Source organism: Acinetobacter rudis, from assembly GCF_000829675.1.
GTDB classification, from domain to species: Bacteria; Pseudomonadota; Gammaproteobacteria; order Pseudomonadales; family Moraxellaceae; genus Acinetobacter; species Acinetobacter rudis.
Genome location: NZ_BBRX01000012.1, coordinates 1 through 21347, shown reverse-complemented (window position 1 = coordinate 21347; position 21347 = coordinate 1). Strand labels below are relative to the sequence as shown.

The following is a 21347-nucleotide window of genomic DNA, read 5'->3' as shown; positions in this document are numbered from 1 at the left end:
GGGCTTTTCGTTTGGAGTGTATCGGGGATGATTAGAAGTAAAGTTCAATCCAAGTTAGCTAAGGCATTTAATACCAAACTTACTGACGCCGTGTATCCATTCACCTGCACAAAGGTCATTAATTCGGGTGAAATGGATTTTGAAACAGAAACCTATCCTGAGTCTGAAACTATAATTTACACAGGTCGTGGCGTGTTATTTGGTTCGTATCTCAAAGACCTTGTTAAACCTGAGAATTATCAGGTTGAAGACTGTAAGGCTACTGTCTTGCAAAATGAAGTTAATGCAGTACCACAGGTTGATGACGAATGGGAAACTGAAAAAGGGTTTTTTCGCATTATTGATATTGGTGCTGATCCGACTGGGAGTATTTGGAAGATTCAGTTACGAAAAATTAATTAGCCAAAGTACATTAAATTATGCTTAAAATGCAAAGGGCTAGATAATTTGCAAGTAATCTAATGAAAAATTTTGTTTTTTTAATTCTCCTAACTATCACATCAGTTTCTTATGCTGAAACTTTTTATTATGGTAAGCCAGCAACTATTAGTGGTAAGTTGTTGCTAATAAAAAGTACACACCCAAACCAAGAAACATTTGGTGGTAACGAAATAGCTGTTACGCTTGATAATGAGATTAATGTCGATGGTGAGGAAGGTCTTGTTAAAACTAGGTTAATTCAGCTAGTTGATACAGATATGGGGCGTTATAACTTGCTTTATAAGAAACATGGAAACCATGTGAAAGTTAACTGTAAAGATTTATTTAGGGCGCATACAGGACACCACATAACAAAAGTACTTTGTTTTGTTGATTCGGCTGCCTTCAAATAATTTATATTCCGATAAAAGTAGTTTTATCTTGATCCCACTTCGGTGGGTTTTTTTATGGGTGAAACATGTCTAAATGGTCCATCAAGCCAACCGATTTTATTGACACAATTACCGAAGATGCTGAGCAGCATTGTAAAAACATTATTGCTGATACTTTACAACAGGTTGCCGTGCGTTCGCCAATCGATACTGGTTCATATCGGTTCTCACACATTGTTTCGATTAATACCGAAGACTATTCAGTACGAGAAGGGCATGGAGATCCTGAACAGGAGGCTGTGTCAGCGATCGCATCATTCAAGTTGGGTGACACTGCTTATATCCAAAACAACACTCCTTATGGTGATGTTATTGAATATGGTGGTTATCCTGATCCAGTAGAGAAAGGTACTCGAATCAAAGGCGGTGGATATATCAAGAAGTCTGCAGGTGGCTTTTCAAGACAAGCCCCCAATGGTGTCTATACATTAGCTTTTCAGTATATTGCGAGTAAGTATAAATGAGAGATTTTGACGCAAAACGTGAGATACGAAAGCGCATTGAATCCTTTGTAAGTAAGGGCATTAAAAAAGAACACTTTCAATTTCAAAACCAACCACTTGATGGTGGTAAACATTTTACTGCACCACACAATGAAATATGGGCTCAAGTAAGTTTTGGTGGTGGAGATAAGCGAATTGTTGGATTAGCTGATAAACCGTGCACACGTACTACAGGAATGCTGTTCATCCAGTTGTTTGCTCCACGAAATACAGGAACAGATTCAGCCCTTATCGTTGCTGAAAAGCTTGCAGAACACGTACAGTTTTATAGTGTTGGTGGTTTGGAACTACAGGCGTCAAGCGTAATTGAGGTGCCTAATAATCCTGACTTCTATCAGGTTAATGTGCATACACCATATACAGTGAATTAAAGCAATTTGATATTTGGTGAAAACATCTTCATTCATTTAGCTTATGGGTCTAGAGATATTCAAGATGAGAACTATTACGCTAAAATCGTAAGGGCAGAATTTAGGGTGAATTAACTTTTAAGTATTTATTTTGCCTATCATTTTGTTTTTGGATAAGATTGGCAAAATTTTACGAAGCACTATTTTATGAAAAAGATTTTAATCAGCATTTTAATGATGGTATCGAGTGGGGCATATGCTAAGGATCTTCAATGTGCAGATTCGTATAAGACGTTTGAGAGCATAGAAGCTGAAAGCATTAAACTTTTGAAGAGTGGTAGCTTAGAAGAACTTAAAGCACATAGTGATAAATATGATCTTACTTATTTAAGCAGTGATAAACACCCTGGTCAACGTTACTTCTATGGTGAGTGGATTGATGAAAGCGAAGCTGAAGCGGGGCTGGCGATATTGGCAACCATGTTTAGATCCGAAAAAATGAAGCATATTCAATCTATTCCCCTAAAACCTAAAGCTAATTTTATTTCAAGCATTGGGGAGATTTGTGTGGTGCCTACAAAGAATCAAACAGTGTTTTTGGGTGAAACACTTAAATCCAATACAGATATTATTTATGTTAGAAAATTAGAAAATAATCAGTGGTATTTATATAGTTTTATCGGTAGTGAGCTTAAAGAAGATTTTGAAGAATTTTTTCCTGATTTCCCTAAGTCTATAAAACTTACACCTTCATCAACACGAAATGGTGGACGAGAGGTTTCCTCTACAGAAATGTCAATAAAAATGCTGGAAGCATTAAACATAGAGGTGACTCCTGAAATGCTAAATGAATTGAAAAAGAAACAAAAAGAAGTTGAGGATCGAAAAAAGCAAAATTTATTGAATTAAACCTAAAGTAATTTTTAACGATGAGCGTCCAAAAGGGCGCTTTTTTTATGCCTAAAATAAGGAGACATCATGTCTAAGGGTAGCTCACAATTGACACGAATTGGTGTCGAAACAAAGGTGGGGGTTGCTGCGACAGCGTGGCAAACTTTAGGTTTTGTATCTAATAGCTTAGATGCAGCGCCACAAACTACTGAATCACAAACCATTAAAGACAGCCGTATCGCTGCTGGCACTTTAGTCACCGGTGTAGAGGTTACTGGCGATATTGAAACAGAGTTCGCTTATGGCATTCATGATGCGATTCTTGAGTGTGTTGCATTCAACTCATGGAATAACAACATTCTGACTTTTGGAGGAACTACACGCAAAACCTTCTCGATAGTTCGTGGTTTTAGCGATGTTGATATTTATTATCTTTTTACTGGTTGTCATATCAATCAGTGGGCTTTATCCATTACGGATCAAGGCATTGTCACCTCTAAGTTCTCAATCATGGGGATGGGGCGTGTAGCTTCAGATAAAGCACCAACTGGAACAACTACAGCGGCACCTATTGCTACACCATTTACCAGTTTATCAGTAGGTGACATTCTTATTGATGGTGCAGTTAAAGATGGCATGTGTGCCTCTCAGTTGGATCTAACCATTGATAACTCAATGCAGGTTCAGAAGTGCCTTGGCAAAAAAGACAACAATGGTATTGGTGCGATTCTTGAAACCATTATGAAAGGCTCAGGATCTATTACGATTTCTTGGTCAAAGAACACTGCAGCATTGTATGAAAAACAATTCTTAAACCAGCCGATTGGTATTGAATGGCCTCTGATTGATTCAGCAGGTAACAAATACATCATCAAATTACCAAAAGTCTTGCTTTCAGCACCTTTACCAAGTGGTGGCGGTGCGGATCTTCTAACAACACAGTTTAGCTTTACCGTTGCTGATGTTGCCCCAACGATTACTCGCGTACCTGTAGTGGTGACTCCATAATGAAAATTCAGATTGAAGAAAAGAAACCCATTGATGTGCCAAGTGAATGGTGTTCATTTGAAGGTGCAAAGTTCTTAATTGCTGGAACTAGTAAGCCTGCTTTTGGTCGTAAGATGGAAATCTTTAGTGCCAAGATTAACCAAGAGCTTAATGGTTACCGTGAAATCACAGATGAATCCGCACAGCTCACTCCACTTGACTACAACAAAGCTTTTGCTGATCTAATCTTGGATTGGGAGGGTGTTGTTGATGCTGAAGGTAAACCTATCAAGTATTCATCAGATATGGCTGAGCAAGTTTGTACGATGGCAGTAGATCCAGTGACTAAAACAGGGTTATCAATGGCCCTTGTTTTATTTGTAGCGGAGCAGTCTGATCGCATTCAAAAGTCAGCGAATCAGGTCAAGGATGAAGTCTTGGGAAAGTCACCACGCTCTATAAATACCAGACACAGAAATGGTCGACCTCGAAAGCGTTAGAAATCTATAAGCGGGCTGGAGTAAAACCACCTGATTATGTTGAACAGCCTGAATATTCACACGTGGCTAATGCCATTCTAAATGCTTATAACGTGATTTCACGATCGCGTAAGTATGAGCAAGGTATTCCGATGCCAATTGATCTGGCATCCATTACTGCATACCTAGATCAGTATGAAGCGCCGTGTGAACCATGGATGTTCGATGATTGCATTATTACTTTGGATAATCTTTTTTTAGAAGAGGCTTATCGGAAGAAGTAAGCGGTTTGTATATAACTCATATACAAGTTGAAGTTGATGCACAGAAAAAGCAAAACCCCGATAGTTAGAGCTATTGGGGTTTTTGTTTCCCACAAATTAGTCAGGAATTAGTGAGAACTTATGACCAAGTTTACCAAAGGTAAAGTAAAAATTCACCCACAAGAAGAGGGCGTGGAAATGGAAGGAAATTTGTCACCATATTTAAGATTTTGTATTGGTACTGCAATGTTGCTAATTGCAGCAAGTCCATTCTTATTTGCTTTAGCATATTTTTGTAATGGTTAGGCTTTACTTTTTAACATGGGGTTGGGTTGATGGATAAATATGGTTTCTGGAAAGTAACATTTCTTATAGTTCTTATTATTTTAACGTGGAAGTCACCAGAGTTAATTGCTGCAATCAAATCCTAAACCGACCCACCCAAGGTCGGTTTTTTATTATGCAAAAGCAAATATGGCATGAATTTCTGGTCGTTCCTGTTGACTTGCCAACCAGGGTACGACAAACAGTGTTTGTACAATATTGCAAAGTGCATCAATACAAATGATTATTCAAGCTTGATTGCTGGTGCAGAATACACACGCGATCATCATAATGATGATAACACGCCACAAGCGATGGCAATGTCACGTGTTGATTGGAATGCAGTCGATATTCTTTGTATCGCTTTTGGTACTAATGATTGGACTGGTTCTGTCCTTGGCAGTGACTTCACAGTTGATAGTACTGGTGGTTCTTTTATTGGTGCTTTATGTTTTTCAATTGAACAAGTTTTAGAAAAGTTTCCACATATTCAGATTGTATTAATTGGCATGTCATTCAGACTTCGCGGAAATGGAAATGCTGATGAAAACTCTGATAATTGGTTGAATAAATTTGGTCATTCACTTCAAGAATACCAGAATGCTATCTTAGACGTAGCTGAAAAATATCATATTCCAGCATTCGATATGTATCGCTTAAGTGGTGTCAATGAATTGACATATAAAAAATATTTGCGAGATGGCGTTCACCCAATACCAAACACAGGCTATCAACACTGGGCAAATAAAATTGGTTCATTTTTAAATTCAGTCATTTAACCAAATACAGTGCATCTTTTTATTTTTTATCTCAAATTTAGGAAAACCAATGGAACCAGTTTCTACAGGCAGTTTAACTGCCTTTTTAAAATTCTATGGGGCTGCAATTGCTGTAACTTTGGCAATTGCAGCCGTAGCAACAGTTGTCATCATGATGCGCTTTCCACGCTCACCACAGGAGTGGGCAGTTGGCCTGATTTGTACAGTTGTCTCTAGCCTTGCAGGTGGCTCATTTATTATTGTTCGCTGGGGCTTACATGAATGGGTAACAGACATATGGGGAATGATTGCCCTCGGGGGCTTTTTTTTCGTTTGTGGTTTACCAGGATGGGCAATTGTACGTTGGACTTTTAACTTCATAAATCGGCAAGAGGGTAAAACCATTGTTGAGGTGATGAGAGAGATAAAGAAAGTCAAAGATGAATAGTCTAAATAAGTTAAATGCCGCCTTTTATGGCGGTTTTATTATTTCTGGAGAAAAGTAGTGTCTAAAAAATTAACAACTGAACAAATTGAAACACAAGCTGTTTCATTGGGTATCTCTGTGCCAGCACTTCGAGCAGTGATTGAGGTTGAATGTAAGGGTAGTGGCTTCAATAGTGACCAAACGCCAGTTATCCTTTTTGAACGTCATGTTTTTCGTCAGCGTTTAATTGCCAATAATAAAGCGCAAACTGCTGAAAAGGCGATGCGTGAGCGACCAGATCTATGCAATAAAACTGCAGGTGGGTATGGTTTATATTCTGCTCAACATGGGCGTTTAAATGCTGCAACTCAATATCATCGTGATTCTGCACTTGAATCGGCATCTTGGGGATTAGGTCAGGTGATGGGCTATCACTGGAAGTCATTGGGTTATCCAAATTTACAGAATTTCATCAATGCCATGTATCGAGATGAAGCATCACAACTTGATGCTATGTGCCGATATATCAAGGTGAATAATTTAGTCAAAGCGTTGCAAAACAAAGACTGGAAAGCCTTTGCACGTGGTTATAACGGCCCAACATATGCAAAAAATCAATACGATGTGAAGCTGGCCAATGCTTATAAAAAGTGGGGTGGGAAGTGAACCTACACCTCATCTGGAAATATAAATACTGGATCGCAATCGCGGTCCTTTCTTTTATCTGCTTGGGGCAGTTGGCTTATACCAATCATTTGGGTGGTGAGTTGATTAAAGCGGAATCTAAGTACAAAACCGAACTAGCCATCTCACAAGCCTTAACTGAAAAAGCAAAGGCTGAAGCTGCAACCAAAGAAAAACAATGGTCTGAACAACTGTTAAAAGCGGAGCAAAATTACAATGTCAAAATCAAACAAGTCATGGCTGATGCTAATCGTGCTCAGTCCGCTGCTGATCGCCTGTCAAGGCAACTCGATACAGCCAAAAGCCGTATGTCCACAGCTCCCCGCGAAACCATCATTAAATACATCGATACCAGCTCAGACATACTCAAAGAGTGCATCACTGAATATCGAACGATGGCAGAAGCGGCTGACGTACACGCAGTTGATGCAGTGAGATTGTGGGAAGGGTGGCCTAAGTAATAAAAACTCAGTCTAGTGACTAAATTTCAGATATGTGTATTATGTGGGTTTATGAACACAGAGTTTTATCAAAATATATGAAAAGATGTTATTTGACTAATTTGTTAATAACTGATGTGCCTAATTTAGTTGAAATTTATACAAATCCAATTACCCGCAAATATTTAGGCGGCCCCTTATCAGACTCTGTAGCTCAGTTACGTGCTTTAGAGGATATTCAAAAATTACGAGATTTACCTATATGGGCTATAAGAGTTAATGATAGTCATGATTTTATTGGTACAATCTCTTTAGATAATCATCATGATGGGTTAGATATAGAAGTTTCGTACGAATTGATTCCAGAATTTATGGGTAAAGGATATGCCAAAGAAGCTCTTAGTTTGGTTTTATCTTATGTGTTTAATGAAATGAGGCTTCAAAAGTTGGTAGCGGAAACTCAAAGTATAAATAAATCATCAGTCAAGTTGTTGGAGAGAGTGGGTTTTGATTTTGAAAGACAAGTAATACGTTTTGAATCATACCAAGCTATTTATGCAATTACTAATCATGATTACTTTAATAAAGAAGTTGTAAATCAAAACTTAAAACCTGAGTAAACTCAAAAGCTTCATCCCCAAAATATTAGCTAAGTTTTTAGAACCTTGTCCCGATTTTCAGTAACTGAAATCAGGACAGGGCAGACCTTACTGCTTTGAACTATTGAAGTAACGGTAAAAATTCATACCGCAAACTGCCTTGGTAATTTAGTAAAGGCAATTAGACGATGACCAGTCTTTAATTATTCCTTTTTTATCAGTAATAAAATTATCTACACATAGACGCGGATTATTTAAATATGGATCATTAGAACTATTTTGAGTTTTCTTGAAAGTATATTGAGAACCGCCATCAGTCCTTTTATGAACTCCCCAAGGACTACCTCTTTGCATAATTAAATCATCTATAGATTTACCTACCCAAGCCAGCCTTCTATTTTTAAACTCATTGGCTTCTCGCTCTTTTTCAAGCATAACCTTAGTTTGAGTATTTGATCCCACTGAACCTTGGTTTTTATGCTTTGGTCCAGGAACGCCTGTCAATATATAAGTTATATCGGATACAGCATCTATATGCTTTTGTGAACAACCACTTAAAATCAGTAAAGATGCAATAATAGCTATTGATATAAATATATTTTTCATATCCTTATCTCAAAAAATGAACAAATAGCTTTTATGATACCAAAAAACATAAGACCTTATAAATTATATATTTTTTGTTTTTAAGGTCGATTGCATCAAGGATACACATTAATATATGAATAATTTTTAAAGAAATTAAATATAATATAAATTGGGGCAATAATTAGAATATGCAGCTAATTAAACTAATAATAATTTCTAATCTTAAAAATATTAGACTGAAAATTATTAAAATAAATTTCAGTCTAATTAAATACTAGGTTAGGCTTGTCTTATTTTTATCTAAATATTTTAAGTATTCTGAATGATATTTCTTGGCCAACTGTTGCTTGGACTTATCATCGAGAATTTTTCCTGCCTGTTGAAAAAATTTGTGTTCTTCCTCCTCTAAATGGTGGTGCACTGTTTCGGTAAGCTTTTTCGCAATAATCAACCAATGAGGGCTACTAAGCTTCATTTCAGTTAATTTTTCTAATAACTCATCCATCTCATGATGTTCTGATAGAGCATGCCGAGTTATATCGAGCCCTGCATCAGTCATCATCAAAGGTATATAGAAAAATCTATCTTCTGCCACAGCATGCGCAAACAGCTCATTTTTTAAGTTTTTGAACAATTCTTTTCTTTCCAAACTATTTCCAGAAGTCTGAATAAGTTTATTAGATAATTCTCTTTGCTTTTCATGACTTATTTTGAGCTGATCAAAAATATTTAATACTTTTTCCATACATAGTCCTCATTCTTTTACTATTTAAATCTTACTTATTGTGAAAACGTAGTATTAGCATTTCAAATACTAATACTACATCCAATAAATTAAGCAGGAATTGCTTTTATAAATTCCTCACGATCCCATATCCTATGATTTTGAATGGCTAATTTAAAAGCATCTTTGGCTTCTTTAACTTTTTCAGCCTTTAATACACCCTCATCTTGATTTAGACCTAAAAAGTCCACAAGCTCAGCTTTATCTTTTAACAATAAAATCGGTTTAAGGTGTTTATAAGATTCAAGGACATAGTGCTTTGCAACACCATCAGATATGAACTCATCATAGTTTTCACCATCAATAATCACGACTGCATCGTAAGTAACTGAAGGCTCTCCAGTTTGACTGCCATCGACTTCGACAGGATTGTTATTAACATCTTTCACTGGAGCTGCACTAGGACCTAATATTTCTGCAATGGCATTTTCAGAGTCAGCCCATTTTTTTATTTCATTTATTGAGTTGGGATTACAACCATTATGTACTAATACTGCAATTTTCCGTTGTTTAATATCTGAGGCTGGAAATGAAGATATGGACAATCTCTTTGAAGTTAAGCTGCCAGCCTTCTTTTTCTGAGATATTTGAGTGTCTTTAACTTGTAATCCAAATTGTTTAGATACGTATCGAGCTAATTCAAGATCAATATTAATTAAAATATTATCAACAACCCTCTGCTTAATTTCCTGACTTGCAACTTTTGACAATTCAAATGAATATGCATCTTTTATGTGCTGCTTTTCATGCTCTTCAAGGCTACTAAAATGAAGTGTTGCTTGTGAAAAGTGATCAGCAAAGCTTTCTGGTCTTACTCGTAATTTACATCCCTCGATCTTTTCTTCATAAGATCGAAATGCAGAGGTTGATCTATCGCCAGCTTCTCGCGGCCAATTATTATCTAAAGAGTTAGGTTCATAATTTGCTTTAGCTTGATATATTTCATGATTAGCATAGCCTCCACGTCTATTCGTATGAAATGGACAAACAGGTTTGTTGATAGGTATTTGGTTGAAGTTGACTGTACCCAATCGATGTAATTGTGTGTCTGTATAGCTGAACAAACGACCTTGTAATAATGGATCGTTGGTAAAGTCGATACCAGATACAATATTAGCTGGGCTAAATGCTACTTGCTCAGTTTCAGCAAAAAAATCATCCGGATTTTTATTTAAAACAAACTTGCCCAACGGTGTAACTGGAACCAATTCTTCTGGTATTAATTTGGTTGGATCAAGTACATCAAAATCCCATCCATTCGCATCTTCTTCAGAAAAGATTTGTGCTCCTAACTCCCATTCAGGATAGTTACCTTGCTCTATAGAATCCCATAAATCTCTACGATGAAAATCTGGATCCATACCATTTAATTTAAGAGCTTCATCCCAAACTACCTGAGCAACTCCTTGAAGAGGTGTCCAATGAAACTTCACCAAAACAGCTTTATTGTCTGCAGAAATGAGCCGATAAGTATGTACACCAAAACCTTGAATAGATCGTAAGTTACGAGGAATAGCCCTGTCTGACATAACCCAAGTGCTCATATGAGCAGTTTCAGTATTTAATGAAATGAAATCCCAGAATGTATCATGTGCGGATTGCCCAGTCGGTATTTCATTTGGGTTTTCAGGTTTTACAGCGTGAACAAAATCTGAGAATTTAATTGCATCTTGAATGAAGAAAACTGGGATATTATTACCAACAAGGTCATAGTTACCTTCCTGAGTAAAAAATTTGATTGAGAATCCACGCACGTCTCTGACTACGTCTGCAGAACCTCTACCACCTTGAACAGTTGATATTCTTACAAAGATAGGTGTTTTAGTCTTCGTATCGATTAGGAAATTAGCCTTAGTCCACTTTTCATTTCCCTCATAGGCGTGAAAATATCCATGGGCACCAGCACCGCGGGCATGTACAACACGCTCAGGTATGCGTTCGCGATCAAAATGAATTAACTTATCTCTTAATAGGAAATCTTCAAGTAGTGTCGGGCCTTTTTCCCCAATTTTTAAACTATTTTGATTATCAGATACCGGCGTTCCTAATGATGATGTTAAAACTTTTTCATTTGGATCTACGTAGGTTTGTTTTTCAAATTGCTGAATTTTTGATGTTGGTTGTTTATTTGACATCTTATCCTCGATACATATTTTAATGTTAGAGATCGAAAAATGATCAAAGCACACTTCTATGTAATAAGGAAGTAATTTGAAATTCATTAATAAATTTATAACATTATTTGGACGATATATATGATTTGGTAATTATTTTCTTAATGGAAATCAGCATCCATTTAACATAATGAGTGTTATGCAAAATTATAATGTAAGCCCCAATAGAAATGTCCATTTTAAAAATCCCATGTCCTGATCTGCAGCATTTAGAATCAGGGCAGAGAGACAATTAAATCTTGTAGGCTGTTGATGTAGTAGTTAAATATAGCGATTATCAGGCTAAGCATGTTGTTTTTGCTAAAATCAGATTATATGCAATTGATTCAACTTAAACATATTTTTTCAGCATCTTACTCCTTCTGATCAACCCTAATGTTTGCATTCTGCTAATTATTTCATCTTCTGAAAAATGTAAAACCTCAGTTAATTCAACAACAGATAGTTGATTATTTTCAATTAAAAAACAGTCTTGTTCAGTAGTCCAATTTGTTTGATGGAAATTGATTTTCTTGCGTTTTCTTTTCATTTAATTAACCTTCAACATTCCTTGAACACTAAAATAATTTCTACTCAAATTCGCTCTATTCATACTCCAAGTTCTATTTGGCAAATAACATGGTCCAATGGCTAGCTTTGTATTTCCGAACCGCGTTTGTGCTTTCTCCATAGCTGTCATTAGATTTTCATTCAATTCAACAGACTTATCATCAATAAACATATCTGGAATATGTGCATCTTTATCAATGAGCTCAGTTAGAATCACGCCACACTTTTTAAACTTCACACCCTCTTTAAATTGTTTCTCAACAAGATCGACAGCGATGCGATTTAGTATCAATGCTGAGTCAGTTGGATCTGATAGTTCATATGTCAAAGAATTTGAGTAATAAGGATTGTTCTTATCAAAAGGGTTAGACTGAACAAACACTATGAGACAGCCACAAATTAGGTTTTCATCACGTAATCGCCTGGTGGCATCTTGAACATACTTGCTGATAGCTTCTTTTAGACAATCCACATCTGTAATCTTCTCACCAAATGACCGGCTAGAAACTATTTGCTTTTTAGGTGGTGGTGCATCTTCAATTTCAATACACGAAATACCTTTCAACTCAGATACAGTTCTGGCCATTACAACTGAGAACTGCTTTCTTATCTCAAGATCATTTGCACAAGCCAAATCCAAAACAGTGTTTATACCCATGCCTTGAAGCTTTTTAGAATGCTTTCTACCAACTCCCCAAACTTCACCCACCTCTATATCTTGGTAATACTTTTCGGCTGAACAAGGATCCATATCAACAAGATTACACACGCCATTTAAATGATTATTTTTCTTGGCGATGTGATTTGCTATCTTGGCCTCAGTCTTAGTTCTTCCAATCCCCACACAAACAGGTAAACCTAACCACTTTAAGACACGCAACCGCATGATTTGAGCATATTCAGTGAGATCATATTTTTCTGCTAGTGATGTTAGCTCTAAAAAGCTTTCATCAATAGAATAAATCTCTTGATCTTCAGGCCCTACAAATTCTGACAATACTGAATGAAATCTTCGTGACATTTCAGCATAAAGGGCATAGTTACTTGATAGCACTTTTACATAATATTTTTGAACTATATCTTTGATTTGAAATAGTGGTACGCCCATTTTAATGCCAAGATCCTTCGCTTCTTGTGATCGAGCAACAGCACAGCCATCATTATTTGATAAGACGATGACTGGTACATTATGTAAAGATGGGTCAAATAGACGTTCACAGCTGACATAACAGTTGTTAACATCAACTAGGGCGAAAATCTTATTTTCATGTTTCATCGGAAATTCTTAATCACACGAGTAACAACACCCCAGATAACGAGCTCTTGTCCATCTGTAAAATGAATGTCTTTGAAATCTGGGTTTTCGGCCTTAAGCCAGTGTTCGCCGTCTTCAATCATCAATCGCTTAACAGTGAAATCATTATCTACTAGGGCAATAACCACATCACGGTGCTTAGCTTCAAGACTGCGATCGACAATCAATTCGTCATTTATATCTAGGCCAGCATTAAGCATAGACTGAGAATTTACCCGCACAATGAATGTTGCACTGACATTGCGAATTAAGTGCTCGTTTAAATCTAGCTTCTTATCAACATAATCCTGAGCTGGGGAAGGGAATCCTGCTTGAATACGTTCGGAAGCTAAAGGGATTTCAACCTGAGTTACAGGATCTACTTGTCGAATATCTGATATTTCATTTGTCTTCTTTCTTTTGCTTAAAAATTCTTTTATCTCTAATACACGTGATTCAGGTACACGAATAGTTTTAGTAGCTTCATCATACTTAAACTTTCGCCCAGCACCTTCGCGCTTTCCACCATGTTTGGGCTTTTCCATTTTAAACTCTCGATTGCGTTGCACAATCAAAGTGTATTTTTATTGAACAATAATATCAATGGAAATTTATTTATGTAAACTTAGAATGGTTGACTGTCTTGGTAATACATAATTACGATAACATAAGACGATGTCCGGAAATTATATAATGGGTGATCAAAATAATATTGAAATATAACTGGCTATGATTAGTGATACATAGCCTTTATAATAATTTTTAAAGTAGTGGATAATAATTTTATAAAAAGTATATAGGAATAATACTTACAGAATTTTAAATATTTTTCCACTTAAAGTACTTTCGAAAAACATTTCAAAACTAGGTCGGATATCTTCACCATCCACTGTAATATGTTTTATATTTTGATGAGATTGAGTTGTAATAAATTTATGATCTACAGTTGCTTGAATAAGACGTTTAATACCGAATTGATCTTTGACATTGAGATTTTGTTTAAACATATATTACCTATGATAAGTTATATTAAAAATTTACTTAAGTTTTGATGTTCATTAATTAAATAATTTAGACAAACTTCGAGACTTAATTTAAATGGCAGTTGATATAAATGAGAATTTTAAATAATCAAATTTAAAGAAAGAACACAAAAAAATCATTGATTTTTAAAATCCTGAGATTTTTTAAAACTTTATTTAAAGAGATTTATAAAAATAAATATTTAGGAATTTGAAACTGAGAATTCATATTTTGAAGTATAAAAAAGCACACTTAAGTGCTTTTTTTGTATTAATTGCTATTTATATAGCAACAATATTTATGGCATTTGGGCCTTTTTGACCTTGAGCTATACTAAATTCAACCATTTGCCCTTCAAGCAAAGTTTTAAAACCTGAACTTGCAATTTCACTAAAATGAGCAAAAACGTCTGGACCTGATTCTGGCTGAATAAAACCAAAACCTTTAGCTTCATTGAACCACTTAACAGTACCTTTAATGACAGTTGAGTTTGACATAATATATCCTAATCGTTTTTAAAATTTTTAGTCAATAAATTGACGGATTGCAACTTTGAAATAATAAAGAATGAGACTTAAAATCTTAAAAACGAAGGAATATAATTAAAACTACGATACCTAAAGAAGATTTATTGAAACAAGACTTTTTTCTAGTTAAGTTAAATATACACGAATAATTCAATTAATCAAGTTTTTTTATATGTTTATTGGTTTTGTTTATATTGAATTATATTTAAAGCTAAGTAAATCACCCTGTTAAAAATTATATTATGAATTTTTAGGTCAAAAATTATATTTAAAATGTGTTTAAATCGTTAAATAAACCTTAATCGAATTAATTATTTTTCCTGATATAGATAATAAGAAACAGGGCAAAGTAGCATTGTTTTAGTATATTGATTATCTTTGAATTACAATGTGTTGATGCAATCTGTTCGCTGATGCCTTTAATCATACTCTCATGGTTAAAGTTATTCTTCGTTTATGCGTAGCTTTTAAATAGATTGAATAGCGGCATAAAAGCAAGCTGCTTGAAAAATTTTTTCATCGTCAGATCCATCTATAATTGGTGTCCAAACCAGTCGCGGAGCGTTTATGTTTTTATTAACCCTCCCACCTAGTTTATATATCTTGGATTGTAAAAGAATAAAATTCTTTTTATCACAATCATATTGATATAATTCTAATGCGTAGTCATGCTCTGTATAAACCTGAAGATCTGAGGCCTCTTGAAAAATCGATTTCACCCAAACCTTAGTTATGCCATCTAAATTTATTTTTCCAACCTTACTCAAATTCATTTGATATATAAAATCCCCATGATTTTTTTCCAAGACATTGTACCAATCCAGAGACAATAAGAAGGCGGTATACTTTTCTCTATCTTGAGTATCTAAACGCATATAATACTCGAATTCCCTTCTGTAGGCGTCTGCACTCGCTACAGTACTCAGAGTTAAAATAGTTGCCACAATTACTTTCTTCAACATGTTGGTCTTATCTAAAAGTCGGATTGATCAAAATTTAAAAAATATAAATCAGGATAAAAACTAGAAAAAAGGTATTCCCCGCGATTTTTATATCACTAAACTAGCACTATGTAGACTTAGGACTAAGCTGGTTTCAGTGATAAAACTATGTAGAAATGCAAGTGGCTAAAGCTGAATTACGGCTAAATCACGAATTTGTCAACCAAGATTTCTGGCTAATAATGAGTTTTGTCAACTAACTAAGCTACCTCTCACCCCACCCATCAACAACATCACACCAATCCTGAATCATTAATCGTCTTTCATCTAAATACTGTGCATGGTTATAAGTACCACGTACTGCATTTTTATCTACATGAGCAAGTTGCAGCTCAATCCAATTAGAATCAAATTTCATTTCGTGTAATAGGGTAGAAGCTGTTGCCCTAAAATCATGAGCTGTGAGTGTTTCAAATCCCATGCTGCCTAAGGCCCTATTGATTGTTGTCTTGTTCATAACTTTGGATTTATTGAAGACTGAGCAAAATACATATTCATCATTGGATTGGATTTTTTGATTTTCCAATATCTTGAGCATTTGGATACTAAGTGGTACCAGGTGAGTTCGATTCATTTTAATATTACGCTCACCTCGATCCATCTGGTCTTTGGATGCTGGTGGGATAGTAATGAGCTTTTCCTCAAAGTTTACCCATTCCCATTTTAGACGACACACCTCTACGGATCTCATCATTGAATAGAGTAAGAAGCGAATTGCATTTTTAACCATCTCGGTACTGCGACTATTATCGAGCGCGCTATTAAAACATTCTTTCTCAGTACTGGTCATTGGTCTTGCTGTTTGTTTCGGTGGTCTTTCTACTGTTTGGCCAAGTGAAACTGCAGGATTACTTTCACAGCGCAAATTGGCAATTGCATAAATAAATACGGAGTTAACGATCTGTCTATTCTGAATTGCTGTAGATTCACCGGTACCATGATTCATTTGCTTAGAAACACGTTTAAGTGTGTCCTTTTGCATTTTGAGCACATCGTATGGTGTGACGGATTTAATATCCTTGGAACCAAAAGCAGGGAAGATATCTCGCTTAAATGATTTCTCGACTGTCGTTCGATAAGATTCAGATCGTTTATCTTTTCTTGATTCGTACCACTCCAAAGCCACTTCTTTAAACGTAGTTTCAGCTGCTAGTTTGATCTTTTCTTTTTCTTCGACTTTATATTTGGCAGGGTCAATATTTTGACTGAGTAATAGTTTTTGTTCTTCAACCATTTTACGTGCTTGAGCTAAAGTAATCATCGGATATTCGCCTAAGCTAAGCATGGAAGCCTTACCTAAAAAACGATATCTAAAACGCCATAGTTTTGCACCAGTCATCCTCACTTCAAGACAGAGGCCACCATGATCAGCAACACGGTACATTTTGTCTTTTGGCTTGAGTTGCTTGATTTTAGTATCGTTGAGCATAATGAGTGAGTAACACGAGGTTGTTTCAGACGTTACTCACAATGTTACTCACAAATGCACTTAATGTCATTTAATTCTATTTGGGCTTATTTAATGGATGAGGTATAAGTGGGGGATGGTTGAATTTGATACTTGGGCTTATTTTATTGTAGTTTAGCTCACATCTCCTTTTCGATCATAAGGCGTTTTACTGTGAACTCATTATCAACCAGCGCAATACCACATCGCGATGTTTAGCCTCGAGACTGCGATCGACAATCAATTCGTCATTAATATCTAAACCAGCATTAAGCATGGACTGAGAGTTTACGCGCACAATGAACGTAGCACTAACATTGCGGATCAAGTGTTCATTTAGATCTAATTTTTTATCAACATAATCCTGAGCTGGGGAAGGGAAGCCAGCTTGAATGCGTTCAGAAGCTAAAGGGATTTCAACTTGAGTTACTGGATCAACTTGTCGAATATCTGATACTTCAGTTGTATTCTTTCGCTTGCTTAGAAACTTTTTTATTTCTAAAACTCTAGATTCTGGTACACGGATGGTTTTAGTGGCTTCATCATACTTAAACTTCCTACCAGTACCTTCACGTTTACCACCATGCTTAGGTTTTTCCATTTTAAACTCTCGATTGTGTTGCACAATCAAATTGTATTTTTATTGAGCAGCTATATCAATATAAATATATTTATGTAAATTTGTTATAGCTAATGTTCTCAGGAATATACCTATATTTCTGAAGTATTCACCTTATGGCTTAATCATCATAATCATATTAATCCTGAAGTAATTTCTTAAAATAAAAAATTAAATTTGTTGGATTATTCAAATAGTTACAGTGAAAAATGTAGTCAAGATTTATATCTCCAAAGTTAACGTTACTTTATCTTTTTGGGGGGGAATCATTGTCCATTATTTTGGCTAAGATCAAACAAACCCACCATAAACAATAATGATTTACATTTGATAATGATTTGCACTATATTGTAATGAAATTTCTAAAATTCTTAAGGAAAACAGCAATGAAAATTAAATTATTTCTATGTGTGGTATTAGCTTCATGCGCTACATTTGCAGCAGACAATGCAACTAAACAAGCTCCGATTATCTCAGAGCAAAGTCAGCTTAATCTCTTGGTTGCCCCGATTAAATCTTTGGATGATTTGAATGCGTACATGCGTAATACGCCTAAAGCAAAGAATCCCATCGAGAAACTGTCAACGAATGGTAAGGCGAGATTTTTAAGTAGCCTTAGGTTCAATGAAAAAGGCTTAACCAGTTTTGGGCACTTAGATTTGGAGGCAGAATTATCTGCATCAGAGATTTATCAAATCTTAAGTCTGTTTGGTGCACAAGAGCTTATATCTACTACGAGTAATTTGGTCATTAAAAATGATTTTGATAGAATGGTTGTAAGAAATATAACCCCAAGAAATAATGGTTGGAGCATTCGGAACCATGTATGTGCCGATTTACCCACTCGTGGTTGTAAGCGCTTCACAGGGGTAACATGTAATGATCTTACTTGCTATTAAATTTTTTTAATTTAATTAAGAGTCATTTTTTGATGATTCTTTTTTAATATGGTATCTCAAATATATGAAAAAAAATATTTTAATAACATTACTATTCTTGTTTACATATCAAGCTTATGCCAATGTCTCTGATAGTTTTAATCGCATGTATAATCTGCAATTGACTTCTTTGGATAGTATAAATCAAAATCAATTTAAGAAGCAGTTACAAATGATTTATCAACAAGAGCTGGCAGATATCATTGCAAATAAGAAATTTAAAAATCTAAGCGGTATTCAATTAAGAGAGCTACTAAGGGCTACAGATATGGTGAATTTTCATTTATCTGATGAGCAGTATATTGTTGCAATGAAAATAGTGTTTGATGAGTTGGTTCAGCGCAACTCAACCAAGCCGATGGACTATCGACTTTATTACACAGCTTTAGTCGCTGCACGACAATTCGATCAAGCGAGACAATTTGCACAAAATCATCCAAATATAAGTTTGCAAAGTCTACCAAGGATCAAATTTGATACAGATTTAAATCTAGATCAACCAGCTATACTTAAGCTCAATCCAGATATGACGATGTCTGTACAAAATATCAATTTAGATTTATCTAAGCAGGTGATTATTGTTGCCAGTACAGGTTGTGGTGTTTCACTCAGAGCTAGAGATGCAATCTTTAAAAATAAACAAATAAAAGGGCTACTTAAACCTTATACCACATGGCTTGAACCTCAAACAGGATTCTTAAGTGCCGAATCTATCCAAGAATGGAGTAAGGATATTGATCATCAGGCAGAACTGGTCGTGGTTTACGATCAATCAAAGTTCCCTCAGCTAGGTGACTGGACAATGCCTACATTTTATTTTCTAAAAAATGGGAAAGTGGTTTATCAATTTTCAGGGTGGAGTGAGCAAGGCAAATGGCAAGAGTTGCAAAAGGGCTTTGAAAAAATCAATTTATCCAGTGAATAACTCTTTATTACAGTTTTTAAGGTCTGTTGAAATTTCAATAGACCTTAAATTTAACAATAGCAACTTTTTACATTCTTGTATCTAATTGGGCAACCCCGCATTTGGCCAAGGTAAACCTTATCCAATTTTGCATTTAGAAATTTAGTTTCCCAAACTTAACATAATGGGCGTTATGCGAAATGTTTTTGTTAGAACCAATATAAAACCTTGCCCCGATCTACAGCAACTAGAATCAGGGTAGGACAATGCCCTAATATTGTGGTCACTTGATACTGTGATTAAATACAATGAGTGCAAGGTGAAACATGGCGCTATGGTCAAAGCTATAAAATAACTGCTCTGCGCAAATATATTCTCAAAAACTACAAATATCAGAGTAATTGTGAATATATTTGTTCATTAACTTTAAAATTATTAAATCTTAGAGAGCATTAATTTGGCTTGGTCATTTCCATTAGCGGCAGCTTTAATTAGCCAAAAGCGTGCTTGATTAATATCCTTGGGTAAGCCGTTTAATCCATCATAATATTTCATGGCTATATCCATTTGAGCGTGAATATTATTATTTTTTGCTGATTTTAAAAACCATTCATTTGCTAAAGTTTGATTTTTTGGAGTCCCCCTCCCAAACTCATAAATTACTCCTAAATTAAACTGAGCATTTGAATTTCCTTGCTCTGCAGCCTTGATGTACAAATCTATAGCTTTTTTATAATCTAATGTAAGTTTTACACCATCTGCATACATCACTGCCAAGTTGTATTGTGCATCAGGATTTCCTTGTTCTGCAGATTTTTCCCACAATTTTATAACGATGGAATAATCTTGATCGGCTCCATTACTCTCACTCTCATAAATCATTGCACCCAAATTATATTGTGCGAGAGCATGTCCTTTTTCTGCTGATTCTTTCCATAAATCTATAGCTTTTATATAATTTTGATCTACCCCTTCGCCAAAATAATACATCCGACCTAGTTGATATAGTGCATCAGCATTTCCTCTACTTGCAGCTTTTTCATAATATTTAAGGCTATGTTTATTATCCGCAATAGTATTCTCTGCGTGGATTAGAGGGGAAATAAGAGTCATACTTAAAATTAATGAAATGATAGTTTTTTTGATCATGCTTTTATAAAAATTAATGGTTTTCTTATTATAATGAGATGTGAACAGTATAAGTCAAATAGTTTATAATACTTACTTTGAATTTACTCTGCGAAACCATCATTAAGTACACCAATACCAGCTCAGACATACTCAAAGAGTGTGCAGTTGAAATTGTTAGAGTGGCAGAAGCGGCTGACGGACACGCAATTGATGTCGGGCGATTGAGTGAGGGGTGGCCTGAGTAGGTTTTGCAGAATAAAAGCCCTAGTCTTTTAGTTAGGGCTTTTTATTGTAACTCATTGTATTGAAGGAATAATTAAATGTTTTTACAAGTGGTGTATGATGTGGTTTTTTTAAGTAAATTTGAAACTGTTCTCATTTTTAAATCACATTACTTAAGTGATTGACACAAATTTTCTGATAATGGATCAGATATGTTTGATAGTCTCTGCTCATACAGTGGTTGGTAGTGCATAGCTCTATCAAAATCATCTTTAATGATATCATTAAATTTTGGATCAACATTATTTTTATACTTTTTTAGAAATTTATTCATGATGCATAAACCATCCACTCCAAGAGGTGTTAGCATTTTTGTTTCTTTTATATCCTGCTCAAAATTCAATTCCATAATTTGATAGGTTGCCCACAACATCGACATTTTTTGCAAGGTATAGATAAACAACTCATCGTTAAATTTAGAATGACCATTTTCCTGATAGGCCACCGCGTACAATCTTCGAGAACTTTCAATATCCATAGAGTCTCGTTGTATTTTTGCAACAGTTGCT

General features: G+C 35.3%; 28 protein-coding genes and 1 pseudogene. 16 read left to right on the top strand and 13 right to left on the bottom strand.

The genetic code is table 11. The annotated features are described in order from the left end of the window. Window positions 1–27 precede the first annotated feature (27 nt). The 14 genes from Aru01_RS02415 to Aru01_RS02350 all read left to right on the top strand — a co-directional run bounded on the left by Aru01_RS02415 (window position 28) and on the right by Aru01_RS02350 (window position 7598). Window positions 28–402: a hypothetical protein gene (locus Aru01_RS02415; protein ID WP_171068167.1), complete on the top strand. Its 375-nt coding sequence runs from the start codon at window positions 28–30 to the stop codon at window positions 400–402. Window positions 403–461: 59 nt separating this feature from the next. Beyond that, window positions 462–833 carry a DUF4431 domain-containing protein gene (locus Aru01_RS02410; RefSeq protein ID WP_016655779.1) on the top strand — a complete coding sequence of 124 codons (372 nt, stop codon included), beginning with the start codon at window positions 462–464 and terminating at the stop codon, window positions 831–833. A gap of 65 nt (window positions 834–898) precedes the next feature. Continuing rightward, entirely contained in the window at window positions 899–1336 is a 438-nt protein-coding gene (locus tag Aru01_RS02405) for a hypothetical protein (protein WP_016655780.1), read from the top strand. Further along, window positions 1333–1746 carry a phage tail terminator-like protein gene (locus tag Aru01_RS02400; RefSeq protein WP_016655781.1) on the top strand — a complete coding sequence of 138 codons (414 nt, stop codon included), beginning with the start codon at window positions 1333–1335 and terminating at the stop codon, window positions 1744–1746. Before Aru01_RS02405 ends, Aru01_RS02400 begins: the two co-directional genes overlap by 4 nt. Before the next feature lie 186 nt (window positions 1747–1932). Beyond that, a complete protein-coding gene (locus Aru01_RS02395; RefSeq protein WP_016655782.1) occupies window positions 1933–2634 on the top strand; it encodes a hypothetical protein in 702 nt (233 codons plus the stop codon). A gap of 69 nt (window positions 2635–2703) precedes the next feature. Then, complete coding sequence (locus tag Aru01_RS02390) at window positions 2704–3624, top strand: phage tail tube protein (RefSeq protein WP_016655783.1); 921 nt, start codon at window positions 2704–2706, stop codon at window positions 3622–3624. Next, window positions 3624–4103, top strand: a complete 480-nt coding sequence (locus Aru01_RS02385; protein ID WP_016655784.1) for a phage-derived protein YdaY family protein — start codon at window positions 3624–3626, stop codon at window positions 4101–4103. The genes Aru01_RS02390 and Aru01_RS02385 overlap by 1 nt, the downstream gene beginning before the upstream one ends. A gap of 2 nt (window positions 4104–4105) precedes the next feature. After that, entirely contained in the window at window positions 4106–4366 is a 261-nt protein-coding gene (locus tag Aru01_RS02380; protein ID WP_081407209.1) for a phage tail assembly chaperone, read from the top strand. Between the two features lie 120 nt (window positions 4367–4486). Next, window positions 4487–4651 carry a hypothetical protein gene (locus tag Aru01_RS02375; RefSeq protein ID WP_016655785.1) on the top strand — a complete coding sequence of 55 codons (165 nt, stop codon included), beginning with the start codon at window positions 4487–4489 and terminating at the stop codon, window positions 4649–4651. A gap of 272 nt (window positions 4652–4923) precedes the next feature. Beyond that, window positions 4924–5448, top strand: coding sequence for an SGNH/GDSL hydrolase family protein (locus tag Aru01_RS02370; RefSeq protein ID WP_040331108.1), 525 nt, complete (start codon window positions 4924–4926; stop codon window positions 5446–5448). A gap of 49 nt (window positions 5449–5497) precedes the next feature. Continuing rightward, window positions 5498–5875 (top strand): hypothetical protein, encoded by a 378-nt coding sequence (locus Aru01_RS02365; RefSeq protein ID WP_016655787.1) that lies wholly within the window; start codon window positions 5498–5500, stop codon window positions 5873–5875. A 57-nt stretch (window positions 5876–5932) separates the two neighbouring features. Then, the gene (locus Aru01_RS02360; protein ID WP_016655788.1) at window positions 5933–6520 is read left to right on the top strand and encodes an N-acetylmuramidase family protein; all 588 of its coding nucleotides are present in this window, start codon (window positions 5933–5935) and stop codon (window positions 6518–6520) included. Then, the gene (locus tag Aru01_RS02355; RefSeq protein WP_016655789.1) at window positions 6517–6999 is read left to right on the top strand and encodes a hypothetical protein; all 483 of its coding nucleotides are present in this window, start codon (window positions 6517–6519) and stop codon (window positions 6997–6999) included. The genes Aru01_RS02360 and Aru01_RS02355 overlap by 4 nt, the downstream gene beginning before the upstream one ends. Before the next feature lie 92 nt (window positions 7000–7091). Further along, on the top strand, window positions 7092–7598 hold the full coding sequence (locus tag Aru01_RS02350) for a GNAT family N-acetyltransferase (RefSeq protein WP_255209861.1): 507 nt from the start codon (window positions 7092–7094) through the stop codon (window positions 7596–7598). Between the two features lie 147 nt (window positions 7599–7745). Here Aru01_RS02350 and Aru01_RS02345 read toward each other — a convergent pair whose 3' ends face one another. From Aru01_RS02345 to umuD, 11 genes and pseudogenes are all read right to left on the bottom strand, one after another. Beyond that, complete coding sequence (locus Aru01_RS02345) at window positions 7746–8183, bottom strand: hypothetical protein (RefSeq protein WP_016655791.1); 438 nt, start codon at window positions 8181–8183, stop codon at window positions 7746–7748. Window positions 8184–8439: 256 nt separating this feature from the next. Continuing rightward, a complete protein-coding gene (locus Aru01_RS02340) occupies window positions 8440–8910 on the bottom strand; it encodes a hemerythrin domain-containing protein (protein ID WP_016655792.1) in 471 nt (156 codons plus the stop codon). Window positions 8911–8999: 89 nt separating this feature from the next. Then, window positions 9000–11084, bottom strand: coding sequence for a catalase (locus Aru01_RS02335; RefSeq protein WP_016655793.1), 2085 nt, complete (start codon window positions 11082–11084; stop codon window positions 9000–9002). 370 nt (window positions 11085–11454) lie between these two features. Next, entirely contained in the window at window positions 11455–11652 is a 198-nt protein-coding gene (locus Aru01_RS02330) for a hypothetical protein (protein WP_016655794.1), read from the bottom strand. Then, window positions 11653–12948, bottom strand: coding sequence for a DNA polymerase V subunit UmuC (locus Aru01_RS02325; RefSeq protein WP_016655795.1), 1296 nt, complete (start codon window positions 12946–12948; stop codon window positions 11653–11655). It abuts the gene before it with no gap. After that, window positions 12945–13511, bottom strand: a complete 567-nt coding sequence (locus Aru01_RS02320) for a LexA family protein (protein WP_016655796.1) — start codon at window positions 13509–13511, stop codon at window positions 12945–12947. The genes Aru01_RS02325 and Aru01_RS02320 overlap by 4 nt, the downstream gene beginning before the upstream one ends. 264 nt (window positions 13512–13775) lie before the next feature. Beyond that, window positions 13776–13973, bottom strand: a complete 198-nt coding sequence (locus Aru01_RS02315) for a hypothetical protein (RefSeq protein WP_016655797.1) — start codon at window positions 13971–13973, stop codon at window positions 13776–13778. Window positions 13974–14270: 297 nt separating this feature from the next. After that, window positions 14271–14486: a cold-shock protein gene (locus tag Aru01_RS02310; protein WP_016655798.1), complete on the bottom strand. Its 216-nt coding sequence runs from the start codon at window positions 14484–14486 to the stop codon at window positions 14271–14273. Window positions 14487–14983: 497 nt separating this feature from the next. Beyond that, complete coding sequence (locus tag Aru01_RS02305) at window positions 14984–15391, bottom strand: surface-adhesin E family protein (protein WP_155757941.1); 408 nt, start codon at window positions 15389–15391, stop codon at window positions 14984–14986. A 331-nt stretch (window positions 15392–15722) separates the two neighbouring features. Beyond that, window positions 15723–16946 (bottom strand): tyrosine-type recombinase/integrase, encoded by a 1224-nt coding sequence (locus Aru01_RS02300; RefSeq protein WP_016655800.1) that lies wholly within the window; start codon window positions 16944–16946, stop codon window positions 15723–15725. 170 nt (window positions 16947–17116) lie between these two features. Continuing rightward, a pseudogene (umuD, locus tag Aru01_RS02295) lies at window positions 17117–17565 on the bottom strand (translesion error-prone DNA polymerase V autoproteolytic subunit); the annotation flags it as partial. 404 nt (window positions 17566–17969) lie between these two features. Here umuD and Aru01_RS02290 point away from each other — a divergent pair. Together Aru01_RS02290 and Aru01_RS02285 are read left to right on the top strand one after the other, a co-directional pair. Next, entirely contained in the window at window positions 17970–18482 is a 513-nt protein-coding gene (locus Aru01_RS02290) for a hypothetical protein (protein ID WP_016655802.1), read from the top strand. A 211-nt stretch (window positions 18483–18693) separates the two neighbouring features. After that, window positions 18694–19446 carry a thioredoxin domain-containing protein gene (locus Aru01_RS02285; protein ID WP_228128729.1) on the top strand — a complete coding sequence of 251 codons (753 nt, stop codon included), beginning with the start codon at window positions 18694–18696 and terminating at the stop codon, window positions 19444–19446. Window positions 19447–19860: 414 nt separating this feature from the next. Here Aru01_RS02285 and Aru01_RS02280 read toward each other — a convergent pair whose 3' ends face one another. Both Aru01_RS02280 and Aru01_RS02275 read right to left on the bottom strand, forming a co-directional pair. Beyond that, window positions 19861–20574 carry a tetratricopeptide repeat protein gene (locus Aru01_RS02280; RefSeq protein WP_016655804.1) on the bottom strand — a complete coding sequence of 238 codons (714 nt, stop codon included), beginning with the start codon at window positions 20572–20574 and terminating at the stop codon, window positions 19861–19863. Window positions 20575–20947: 373 nt separating this feature from the next. Beyond that, the coding region (locus Aru01_RS02275) for a hypothetical protein (protein WP_042111103.1) at window positions 20948–21347 on the bottom strand (400 nt) is incomplete at its 5' end.

Excerpts from the sequence above, each read along its gene's own strand:
- Aru01_RS02395 (WP_016655782.1), top strand. The coding sequence starts at position 1,933 with ATGAAAAAGATTTTAATCAGCATTTTAATGATGGTATCGAGTGGGGCA.
- Aru01_RS02375 (WP_016655785.1), top strand. The coding sequence starts at position 4,487 with ATGACCAAGTTTACCAAAGGTAAAGTAAAAATTCACCCACAAGAAGAG.
- Aru01_RS02330 (WP_016655794.1), bottom strand. The coding sequence starts at position 11,652 with ATGAAAAGAAAACGCAAGAAAATCAATTTCCATCAAACAAATTGGACT.
- Aru01_RS02310 (WP_016655798.1), bottom strand. The coding sequence starts at position 14,486 with ATGTCAAACTCAACTGTCATTAAAGGTACTGTTAAGTGGTTCAATGAA.
- Aru01_RS02390 (WP_016655783.1), top strand. The coding sequence starts at position 2,704 with ATGTCTAAGGGTAGCTCACAATTGACACGAATTGGTGTCGAAACAAAG.
- Aru01_RS02335 (WP_016655793.1), bottom strand. The coding sequence starts at position 11,084 with ATGTCAAATAAACAACCAACATCAAAAATTCAGCAATTTGAAAAACAA.
- Aru01_RS02280 (WP_016655804.1), bottom strand. The coding sequence starts at position 20,574 with ATGATCAAAAAAACTATCATTTCATTAATTTTAAGTATGACTCTTATT.
- Aru01_RS02410 (WP_016655779.1), top strand. The coding sequence starts at position 462 with ATGAAAAATTTTGTTTTTTTAATTCTCCTAACTATCACATCAGTTTCT.
- Aru01_RS02320 (WP_016655796.1), bottom strand. The coding sequence starts at position 13,511 with ATGGAAAAGCCCAAACATGGTGGAAAGCGCGAAGGTGCTGGGCGAAAG.
- Aru01_RS02400 (WP_016655781.1), top strand. The coding sequence starts at position 1,333 with ATGAGAGATTTTGACGCAAAACGTGAGATACGAAAGCGCATTGAATCC.
- Aru01_RS02415 (WP_171068167.1), top strand. The coding sequence starts at position 28 with ATGATTAGAAGTAAAGTTCAATCCAAGTTAGCTAAGGCATTTAATACC.
- Aru01_RS02340 (WP_016655792.1), bottom strand. The coding sequence starts at position 8,910 with ATGGAAAAAGTATTAAATATTTTTGATCAGCTCAAAATAAGTCATGAA.
- Aru01_RS02290 (WP_016655802.1), top strand. The coding sequence starts at position 17,970 with ATGAAAATTAAATTATTTCTATGTGTGGTATTAGCTTCATGCGCTACA.
- Aru01_RS02305 (WP_155757941.1), bottom strand. The coding sequence starts at position 15,391 with ATGCGTTTAGATACTCAAGATAGAGAAAAGTATACCGCCTTCTTATTG.
- Aru01_RS02365 (WP_016655787.1), top strand. The coding sequence starts at position 5,498 with ATGGAACCAGTTTCTACAGGCAGTTTAACTGCCTTTTTAAAATTCTAT.
- Aru01_RS02300 (WP_016655800.1), bottom strand. The coding sequence starts at position 16,946 with ATGCTCAACGATACTAAAATCAAGCAACTCAAGCCAAAAGACAAAATG.
- Aru01_RS02345 (WP_016655791.1), bottom strand. The coding sequence starts at position 8,183 with ATGAAAAATATATTTATATCAATAGCTATTATTGCATCTTTACTGATT.
- Aru01_RS02325 (WP_016655795.1), bottom strand. The coding sequence starts at position 12,948 with ATGAAACATGAAAATAAGATTTTCGCCCTAGTTGATGTTAACAACTGT.
- Aru01_RS02405 (WP_016655780.1), top strand. The coding sequence starts at position 899 with ATGTCTAAATGGTCCATCAAGCCAACCGATTTTATTGACACAATTACC.
- Aru01_RS02315 (WP_016655797.1), bottom strand. The coding sequence starts at position 13,973 with ATGTTTAAACAAAATCTCAATGTCAAAGATCAATTCGGTATTAAACGT.
- Aru01_RS02285 (WP_228128729.1), top strand. The coding sequence starts at position 18,694 with ATGATTTATCAACAAGAGCTGGCAGATATCATTGCAAATAAGAAATTT.
- Aru01_RS02385 (WP_016655784.1), top strand. The coding sequence starts at position 3,624 with ATGAAAATTCAGATTGAAGAAAAGAAACCCATTGATGTGCCAAGTGAA.